Origin of the sequence: Brevibacillus sp. AY1 (assembly GCF_029870785.1) — a bacterium.
GTDB classification, from domain to species: Bacteria; Bacillota; Bacilli; order Brevibacillales; family Brevibacillaceae; genus Brevibacillus; species Brevibacillus invocatus.
Genome location: NZ_JAFLPN010000003.1, coordinates 192,664 through 199,303 on the forward strand (window position 1 = coordinate 192,664; position 6,640 = coordinate 199,303).

Below are 6,640 nucleotides of genomic sequence, written 5' to 3' on the forward strand. Positions count from 1 at the left end.
GTTAGACACTCCAAATGAAGAAACATTGAATATGTTAGCCTACAGAAACGAACATTGCAAATCCTGTTCCTGTGGAGAAAAAGTGGCAATGCCAGTGAGATGTCTTCATTTATAAGACAGCCCATTATGGAAGGTTGGTCACTTCAAGTCAAACGCATGAAATGAAATAGCAATCGGGTAGGAACTTTTTTTATAACACCAAATCGAACGTATATTCTCCTATGCGGTTATATTCTTGACAGCAACGAGGTGTCTTATGGTTGTCGTACATTCTACAAATTATTACTACGTTTATTGTCCAGAAGGTGTCGAAAGCCGCTATGAGTTGTTGGTGTTCAATGGTGATCATCCTTTCCTGCCATTGACCGATTTCTATCATGATTGTAAAGGAAGGATCAGTCACAGCTCTGCACTCTCCTACTTGCAAACACTTCTCCCCTTTTTTACATGGTTAGATAACCCACAGCAATTATCAAAGAAGTCGAGTTCAGTGGGGTGATCCGCCAGAAGCAATTCGTGTTGCCATTGAAGATTACCTTATGAACGAAATGTTATGCAAAGTGAAGGAAAAGGACACGTTTCGCTTTGTAAACTTGACTCAAAAAAGTCCAAATACGGTGAATCGATTTTTATCGTCTGTGAAGTCATTTTACAAGTCTATGATCTTTCTTAGACAGTATCCCTTCTATAACCCTCTAATCGATTCACAAGCCATTTTGAGCGATTACAGAAGCCATATTGAAGGAGTGAGGATGAGTAAGCCACGAATGCCATCTATCAGCGGAACAGAAGACCCCATCCCAACACGCCGATTAACAGACTCCTTTTTTAAGTTGATTAACGAAGAGTGGCAACCCCAAATTATTGACGATCCTAACCTACCCTATCAGGTGTATCAGTCGGGTAAGAAAGCGAATTGGTCAGATCGAGAGATGACCATCACTCGTATGTTATTTGAAACAGGAGCCAGGGCTTCGGAGATCATAGAGCTTACAATTGGCGATTACCGTGCAAGGAAGAGCTTCCAAGAGGTCAGCACTTTCAATAAAGGGAGTCATGGTCGAAAGGTGAAATTCTTGCGGTTCGGTAAAGACACTGTAAAGCGTCTGATTCATTACATTAACACGGAACGAAAACAGCTTGATCCGAACCATCGGGGATTTGATGAATTGCCTGATGAAGCACCTATATTCCTGACAGAATGGGGAACGCCGCTCACGTATGAAGCTTGGTATTATCATTGGAATAAAGCAATGCAGATAAGTCAAATCAAGCTAAACCCCCACAAAGCCAGACATTGGTTCGTGACGACAAGGCTAAGAGAGATCTATAACATTTCAAAAACAGAAGCCGAAATTCAGCAACGAAAAGATGAACTCATTAAGTACATGAAATGGAAAAACCAAGAGACTATCAAAGTTTACGAACATTATTTTGACGAAGAAAAACATCGGAAAGCTCACGACCAAATGCTTGAAAGCATGAAACAAAGAGAGCGAGAGTACAATGCCAATCGCAAGGTAAAACGTGAGCAGAAACCACAGTTAACGCTCATAAAGAACTCAGTAGATTTAAAAAATGATCATGACTTACAAGAATTACTAGATGGATTGGAGTGAGCGTATTGACATTAATAAACATGCAACCTGAATCGGCATATTATTCAACATTGCAAGGTAGGGTAAATGAGAACATCTTGCATCTCCAGGATGCCAGAGGAAAGTTCTTGTTGGATAAAGTTAATGAAATGAATATCCAGTATTTTATAAATAACGTCATAGATATGCCTTGGTGTAATCACTTTCTGTTAGCAGTATTCATTCAAACAGATAGAAACTTAGATCCAAGAACTATTGGTAAACTGTTTAGAATACAGCCGAGAATGAAAGAACTATTCCAAATCTATTCAATCCCGACGATGAGTGAATTCAATGTAGATATTCACATGTACGGCTACCTTACTGGAGAGTGCTATCCAGAACATTCAAATAATATGCGTTGGGAGTTTTTGGCATGGTATAAAACGTTTGCATACAACACAAAAAAATGGCTCACTCAGAAGTTAAATCAAGAAGAACAAGCCTATTTTGAACAGTTTTTACTCCAAATGCCGTCATTTGATTCAAGAGGTTTTTCTTTTAAAAAATTGGCTATGGAACAACGTCAAAATAACCGCAAGGATGAGACGGATGCCATTGTTCCATATTTGCCTGAAATCAGGGCGACTGCACGTTTTCGTTGGAATCAAATGAAACGTCTTCGGGATGCCTTCTATAAAGCGATAGAAGATGTGCAGAAGCTTTCTGATCAGCTTCCTTTAGAATTCTACTATGATGAACCTGAACGCATTGGAGAGCGTCTGTATTTCCGTTTATGGGACAAATCATCCTTTGTCTTACACCACCAAGAACAGTTTACTGAGTCTGTTGTCGAAATGGCTATTAATCGTAAAGTTACATACTCAGACGAAAACAATCACTTCTTTGTTGAATTTGTTAAGGCAGAACGGATCGATAATGATGAAGAAGCCGATGGATTGTGGTTCACAGAAATCATTCAATTAGGTGTATTGGGAAAGTGGAGCCAAAATGCCACAGAAGAAGAGATACAACGAAAGCGTACCCTTTTAAATTTATGGGGATACGGTGAAGAAAAGTCGAAACGCAATCCTGAACCCTTCGACGGAAGGCAGAAAGGAATCTTGTTTCAAAGCACATTTGTTTCGCTTCATAAGGATAAAGCAGAGGGCGTTTTGTTTGATGTAGAGCCGTTTTATGTTGCTTGTACCTTTGGTCTGTTAGCGGTTGATGTCTTTACGACAACAGGAGCAAGAATGAATGAATTGTTGCAGATCAATAGCACGAAAGAGTGTATCCAAGTGAAAAAGGTGAAAGACAAACTTCATTATTCTTTTCGTGTGACTCCCAAGGGACGTGACGAGGTTGAAGAATTCTATATCAGCAGACAAACGATGGAGTATATTCAAATTGTGCTTCGAATGCTGAAAGACCATTTTCAAAGTGACAAGATTCCGAGTGTTGAGTATCGCTATGAAAGAAAACACCTTTTTCCAGAACCGAAACCGTATTATTTCCAGTATGAAAAAAAAGCATTAATTGCAATCTCTATTTCATCATGCATTCGATTTTTACTACACGCACTACGATTTGAAACGCAAGAGGGAAATCCCGTAGCCGTAAAAAGCCACCTTCTCCGTCATGCATTTGCAACAGAGGCGGTTCAACGGCAAAAGATGCCAATCGACATTGTTGCAAAAATTCTTCACCAAAGGAATCTGAATGTTACGGGGTATTATTCAGCCCCTACAGCTACACAAGTAGCTCAAGCTGTTGGTGAATTACATGATGTCATTGCAAGCTATGTTGACATTGACGAAGCGATCCTGCGCAGTCCAGAAGAGCTACAAAAAGAGTTGGAGGAACACAACAGCAAAGTCGGTGTGTTTAATAAGGTGTTAGGTGGTACTTGTGTTACGGATTATGTATGCCCTACTAAGATGGCGTGTTTAGGCTGCAAGGCTAAAATCCCCGAGCCTGAGCAAGAACACGAATTACATGAATTGATTGAGCTTTCTAAGTATATGGAGGAACGCTATACGGAAATGGGGCTTGATGTGGAAGTTAAAAAGGCGAAAGAGATGCGTAAGCAAGCCAGGATTGAACTAAAAGAAATTGAGCTGATTAAACAGTACAGAGAGGAGCAACAATGTGAGCCAATTATCCACACCAACAAACGATGACCGTCCTTGGCTCCATGCTGTTCACGAAAAAAACAAAGCTCGTTCCTTTCAATTGGGTAAGTCTGCTATCGATGCGTTGGTGAAAGAGAGCAAGTCCGTTACCTTAAATAACATTCACATTAAATCTAAAGAATTTGATCCTACAGGTAAAGGGATTCATCCGAATACTATAAAAACGAATGAATTGTTGTTCGATTATTACAAGCAACACAGCCATACGTATAAAAAAAGACAAACAGATAAACGACCTTCCCAATTAAACACGACACTAGATACTAATCTAAGACGCATTAGCCCTAATCGTAATCTTGTACACCTTCGTCAAAAATACATGAAGTTAACGAAACAGGAACTTGTAGATAAGCTGATACAGACGGAGCAGTTCATTGCCGAAAACCATAGCAAATGGACAGCAAGTATTTTTGAGCAGTTTAGTCGAGATTAAACGGGCAGGATAGCGTAATCACTTCACGAACACATCAGGTGTGTCGGACTTTTGAAGTGAAAGGAGATATATGAAACGAGTAATTATTTTGACTCTTTCGCTAATCAGTATAGTTATAATAATTTCAATTATAACTTGTCCAACCGATGATGATTATTTTGAATGGTTATCAGATAAATACAATATTTCATGTACGTCTACACCGAAAGAAATGATTTGCAAAGAAAACACTAATGAAATTGAATGGAATTCAAGATATATTAAAAGTGCAGGTATATACCAAAAAGTAGAAGATAACTATTCAAGCTCAAACACTATTTATGAAATGAAGGTAATAGGATTATTTGGTATTTTTATTGACTATTCAACGATCAGTATCAAGAACTAATAGAAGTACTAAGTCTTGAAGGATAATCCAAGAAGGTCTTGACATCACCTAACATCATATTCACGAATTGGGTATGCAACAGAGTTCATTACGCTCCCTCGAAATGATTCAGTTTCCTCACTCAGACTCATGAATTCGCAGGATTTCACCCTATGGCAAGTGTAAGAGAAGAAGTCATGGAGGAGCTTTTGGCTGGGGTGAATAGAAAAGGGCATGCGCAAACAAAGGTGAGGCATCCATCACCCATATTGTTCCATATATTGCACGTCTCCACTTCGCCCTAACGATTCTCGCTCCCATATCTCAACGGGTCAAAGCCCTATCATTCCTTCGTCACATCTAAGCTAAGGGGTGGAGGTCGGTCTTTCTAACGGAACGGGTCAGAGCCCTTTTGCGTAACGTCTCCCGATACTCCGTGCTTCTTATCATCCTGCGAATGCATGAGCTGGTGAAGATCGACTGGTTTTATGCGGCCTGTGGGAAAACTTTGGTCGAATCGTAAGCTTCGCTGCTTTTAGCCAGACCGACAAGCATACGTGCCACTTTACCGCACAATTTCATAATGGATTTCATCTTCTTTAGCTTCTTTTCCTCAACATTGTAGTGGTGTAAAGCCCGAACTTCCGGGTTGGTCATCACCATACACATCGTCATGAGAAAGAGAAAATGACGCAGACGTGGACGGCCTCGTTTGCTGAGCACCATCTTTCCTCGCCATTTTCCGGAACTTGCCTCAGCTAGATTTAAGCCGGCATGCCGTAGTAGAGCATTTCCATGTGCATAGCCGCTTAGATCACCAGCCTCGCCTAGCACTCCCGCTAAGCTTGTTGCATTTACACCTCGTATTTCAAGCAACTTCTGCGCGTAAGGAATACGTTCGAGTATGAGTTGGAGCTCATGCTCAATCTGTTCAAGCTGGCTCTGTGCCAAGTCATATTCTTCAAGCAGTTGCCCCAAATGAAGCTTGTAGGCGTGGAGTGCTTGCGTGGCGCCAACACTGCATTTTGCTAGTGTAATAAGCTGCTCTGCCCTTTTAACTCCCGCATGACGCTTTACGTATTGCTTCCAGCCGGTGAGGATTTGTTCGGTCGTTAACCGACTAATATCCTTTGGCAAGGGAAAGAGTCTGAGGGTAGCAATGGCACTGGTGCAGGTGAGGATCTTGAAGACCTGCCGCAACTCAGGAAAGACAATATCCACCCATCGATGAATCTGATTTACAGCACTATTGAGCCGCTTGGATACCGTGTCCCGGTTAGCCATGAGGACTCGGAGTTCTTCATAGGCTTCAGGGTTGAAACGTACAGGGGAATAGTAACCGTTTTTAATCATATCTGCGATAACGAGTGCGTCCTTGCGGTCGCTTTTGGATGGGGTATTGTCCCGGTTTTCCTTGTTCTTTTTGACGAGATGAGGATTAACGAGAACGGCTTCAATGCCTTGCGAAGAAAGCCAGCGAGCTAAGCTCAGCCAGTAGTGGCCTGTAGGCTCCATGCCCACAATGACTTTATTAAGCTTGTAGGTTTGAAGCAGATCTTGAATCCAGCGACGAAACAACTCAAAACCTTCACGGTGGCTGCCAAAGTCTAGCGGTGTACCTAGTGCGATACCTCGAAAGCTGACTGCGCGAGCAACATGAACTCCTGAGCGATATCTACGCCGACGACTAGATGATGAACGGTAATGTTTTCAATGAGTTGATTTTGCTTTTCCTGTGCCTTAAACTTCATAGTAGAGCGACCTCCTGATGGGTTTTTTGAGGCTATGACCTCGTGTGCAACCCCATCGTACCGAGGCGCTCGTTTTTGTTCAAACGCCAAATTTTTCGTTTTACAGGAATTCTAACGGGTATCGATAGTTCAATCGAATGTCGAATTACTGAATAAAAATGTTGTTGTAAATAACTCAACTTTCGCAGAGCGAAAATGAGAGTATTCCCTTGGTACAACAAGTTTAAAGCCGATTTTAGAATGCTCCTTGAAAAATAGAAAAACACCACTCCGTTTGGTAAAGTGAAAGTGTCGAGGAATCACTACCATACAGGAGA

At 41.3% G+C, this 6,640-nt stretch carries 3 protein-coding genes and 2 pseudogenes; 4 read left to right on the forward strand and 1 reads right to left on the reverse strand.

Translation table 11 applies throughout. The features are described from left to right. Positions 1–256 precede the first annotated feature (256 nt). The 4 genes and pseudogenes from JZI27_RS05710 to JZI27_RS05725 all read left to right on the forward strand — a co-directional run bounded on the left by JZI27_RS05710 (position 257) and on the right by JZI27_RS05725 (position 4,593). Positions 257–1,619: pseudogene (locus JZI27_RS05710) on the forward strand (tyrosine-type recombinase/integrase). Between the two features lie 5 nt (positions 1,620–1,624). Next, positions 1,625–3,760 carry a site-specific integrase gene (locus tag JZI27_RS05715; protein WP_481752795.1) on the forward strand — a complete coding sequence of 712 codons (2,136 nt, stop codon included), beginning with the start codon at positions 1,625–1,627 and terminating at the stop codon, positions 3,758–3,760. After that, a complete protein-coding gene (locus JZI27_RS05720) occupies positions 3,729–4,205 on the forward strand; it encodes a hypothetical protein (protein ID WP_280207019.1) in 477 nt (158 codons plus the stop codon). The genes JZI27_RS05715 and JZI27_RS05720 overlap by 32 nt, the downstream gene beginning before the upstream one ends. A 70-nt stretch (positions 4,206–4,275) precedes the next feature. Further along, complete coding sequence (locus JZI27_RS05725; protein WP_280207020.1) at positions 4,276–4,593, forward strand: hypothetical protein; 318 nt, start codon at positions 4,276–4,278, stop codon at positions 4,591–4,593. A gap of 465 nt (positions 4,594–5,058) precedes the next feature. On the opposite strand, the pseudogene JZI27_RS05730 reads toward JZI27_RS05725, so the two are convergent. Next, positions 5,059–6,323: pseudogene (locus JZI27_RS05730) on the reverse strand (IS110 family RNA-guided transposase). Positions 6,324–6,640 lie beyond the last annotated feature (317 nt).